This is a genomic window from Mesorhizobium sp. M7A.F.Ca.CA.004.04.2.1 (genome assembly GCF_004022825.1).
Classification (GTDB): Bacteria; Pseudomonadota; Alphaproteobacteria; order Rhizobiales; family Rhizobiaceae; genus Mesorhizobium.
Window position 1 is genome coordinate 1 of sequence record NZ_RZPH01000726.1, and the last position, 3,162, is coordinate 3,162.

The 3,162-nt window shown below is 63.9% G+C and carries 3 protein-coding genes; 2 read left to right on the forward strand and 1 reads right to left on the reverse strand.

Features of this window, described 5'->3' with window-relative positions; all coding sequences use genetic code 11:
- Nucleotides 1-821: adenosine deaminase (locus tag EN893_RS25935; protein ID WP_128361875.1), on the reverse strand; the 821-nt coding region annotated here is incomplete at its 3' end.
- A gap of 134 nt (nucleotides 822-955) precedes the next feature.
- Here EN893_RS25935 and ubiE point away from each other — a divergent pair.
- Entirely contained in the window at nucleotides 956-1,732 is a 777-nt protein-coding gene (gene ubiE, locus EN893_RS25940) for a bifunctional demethylmenaquinone methyltransferase/2-methoxy-6-polyprenyl-1,4-benzoquinol methylase UbiE (protein ID WP_127266931.1), read from the forward strand.
- A 70-nt stretch (nucleotides 1,733-1,802) separates the two neighbouring features.
- A partial coding sequence (ubiB, locus tag EN893_RS25945; protein ID WP_128361876.1) for a 2-polyprenylphenol 6-hydroxylase occupies nucleotides 1,803-3,162 on the forward strand: 1,360 nt, incomplete at its 3' end.

Here is a 3,162-nt window from a genome sequence, read left to right on the forward strand (position 1 = left end):
GTCCAGAAATAGGGCGGATCGTCGGAATTGAGCGTCACCTTGCAGCCGGCCGCCTGCAGGGCCGGAAATGGATGATCGGCGAAACTGTCGAACACCTTGAGCGCGATGTTGGAACCGGGGCAGCATTCCAGCACGACGCCCTCGTCGGCGATGCGCCGGACGAGGTCCGGGTTCTCGATGGCGCGCACGCCATGGCCGATGCGGGACGGACGGATATGATCGAGCGCCGCCTGGACGGTCTCCCAGCCCGTCAATTCGCCGGCGTGGATGGTGATGCCGAGCCCGGCCTCGCGGGCGATCTCGAAAGCCCTGACATAGTCCTCCATATCGCCGATGCGCTCATCGCCGGCGACACCGAAACCGGTGACCAGCGGATGCCCGCAGCGCGCCGCAAAGCGCGCCGCCTGCTCGATCGACTCGACGCCGACATGGCGCACGCCGGTGACGATCATGCGGCCCTCGATGCCGGTCTTGGCCTTGGCGCGGGCCATGCCTTCGCCGAGCGCATCGGTATAGGCCTTGGGCGACAGGCCGGCCTTTTTCGCGTGGTCCGGCGAGGTGAACACCTCGGAATAGATGGCGCCGTCGCGAGCGAGACTGGTCAGATAATGGTCGGCCAGCCGCGCATAGTCCTCCTCGGTCCGGAACAGATCGGCGGAAAAATCATAAGCCGCCAGGAAGGAGGTGAAGTCATGCCAGACGAAGGAACCGTTCTGGATATAGGGCGAGGTGTCCTTGCCGTATTTCTGCGCCTGGCGGATGACGAGTTCGGGCGCCGCTGCCCCTTCGATGTGGCAGTGCAGTTCCGCTTTCAAAGGCATTCAACCATCCCGTCGGTCCGTCCAGGTCTCGAAAACCCGCCACCTGGAAGCGCGGCTGAACACCGCGCCTTAAACAATAGCGCCCGCACCATCGATCGGCTATGGTCCCGCCGGTTTTATGACGGATCAAAAAAATGTCAGTTGAGAGAACCACGGCCGCGGGCGGCATGGAAACCTCCTATGGTTTCAAGCGTGTAGGGGCTGGCGACAAGCAGTCCCTGGTCAACGATGTTTTCCACAAGGTCGCCAACCGCTACGACCTGATGAACGATCTGATGTCGGCCGGCCTGCACCGGCTGTGGAAGGACGCCATGGTCACCTGGCTCAATCCTCCCAAAAGGATCGGCTGGCGCGTGCTGGACGTTGCCGGCGGCACCGGCGACATCGCCTTCCGCATCGTCGATGCCAGCCACGGCAATGCCCATGCCACCGTGCTCGACATCAATGGCTCGATGCTGGCTGTCGGCCGCGACCGGGCCGAAAAGAAGGGCCTGTCCGGCAACACCGATTTCGTCGAGGCCAATGCCGAGGAACTGCCCTTTGCCGATGCCACATTCGACGCTTACACCATCGCTTTCGGCATCCGCAACGTGCCGCGCATCGAGGTGGCCTTGGGCGAAGCGTTTCGCGTGCTGAAGCCCGGCGGGCGCTTCCTGTGCCTAGAGTTTTCCGAGGTCGAGATGCCGCTTCTCGACAAGGCCTACGAAGCCTGGTCGTTCAACGCCATTCCAAAGATCGGCAAGATGGTCACTGGCGACGGCGAACCCTATTCCTATCTGGTCGAATCGATCGCCAGGTTTCCCAATCAACAGAATTTCGCGACGATGATTTCCCGCGCCGGCTTCGACCGCGTTTCCTTCCGCAACTACTCCGGCGGTATTGCAGCACTTCATTCGGGCTGGAAGCTTTGAGGCCGGGCCGCATTTCTCACAACCGACGCGTGCTATGCCGGTTCAAAGAGCCGGCAGGATTGGCGCTGCCATGAGCAATGTCAGTGCAGGATTCCGGCTCGTAAGGGCCGGCTGGGTGCTGGTCCGCGAGGGTGTCGTCGCCGCTCTGCCGGGTGAGGAACTGTCCGGCCTGCCGAAGTTCGGATGGCGGATGGCGCGGCTGTTCACCCGCCGCCGCGCGCTGGCCTATGAGCGCAGCGACCGGCTGGCCAAGGCGGTCGTCCGGCTCGGTCCATCTTATGTAAAGCTCGGCCAGTTCCTGGCGACACGGCCCGACGTCGTCGGCAACGACATGGCGCTCGATCTCGCCACGTTGCAGGACAAGATGCACACCTTCCCCCGGGCCGAGGCCATCGCGGCGATCGAGGCTTCGCTCGGGCGCAAGATCGGCGATCTCTATACGCAATTCGGCGACCCGGTCGCCGCCGCCTCCATCGCCCAGGTCCATGCCGCCGACGCTGTCCATGACGGCATTGCCACCAAGGTGGCGGTCAAGGTGATCCGTCCCGGCGTGCGCCGCCGTTTCTTCCAGGATCTCGAAAGCTATTTCCTCGCCGCTCGCCTGCAGGAGAAATACATCCCCTCGTCCCGCCGGCTGCGGCCGGTCGAGGTCACCCAGACGCTGGCGCAGACCACCAAGATCGAGATGGATCTTCGCCTCGAGGCGGCGGCTCTCTCGGAGCTCGGCGAAAGCACCAGGGATGACCCCGGCTTTCGCGTGCCGTCCGTCGACTGGGAGCGCACCGGCCGCGACGTCTTGACCATGGAGTGGGTCGACGGCGTCAAGATGAACGACATTGCCGGCCTGGAGGCCGCCGGCCACGATCTGAAGGCGATCGCAGCCAATCTCATCCAGTCGTTCCTGCGCCACACCCTGCGCGACGGCTTCTTCCATGCCGACATGCATCCGGGCAATTTGTTCGTCGAGGCAAACGGCACCATCGTTGCCGTCGATCTCGGCATTGCCGGCAGGCTCGGCAAGAAGGAGCGCCGCTTCCTCGCCGAAATTCTCTACGGCTTCATCACGCGCGACTATCTGCGTGTCGCCGAGGTCCATTTCGAGGCCGGCTATGTGCCACGCCAGCACAATGTCGCGGCCTTCGCGCAGGCGATCCGGGCGATCGGGGAGCCGATCCATGGCCAGCCGGCCGAGACCATCTCGATGGCCAAGCTTCTGACGCTGCTGTTCGAGGTCACCGAACTCTTCGACATGGCGACGCGGCCCGAATTGATCCTGTTGCAGAAGACCATGGTGGTGGTCGAGGGCGTGGCGCGCACGCTCGACCCGGCCTTCAACATGTGGAAGACGGCCGAGCCGGTGGTCGGCGACTGGATATCAGGCAATCTTGGGCCGCGTGGCATGATGATCGATGCGCGTGACGGCGCCCGGG

Excerpts from the sequence above, each read along its gene's own strand:
- ubiE (WP_127266931.1), top strand. The coding sequence starts at position 956 with ATGTCAGTTGAGAGAACCACGGCCGCGGGCGGCATGGAAACCTCCTAT.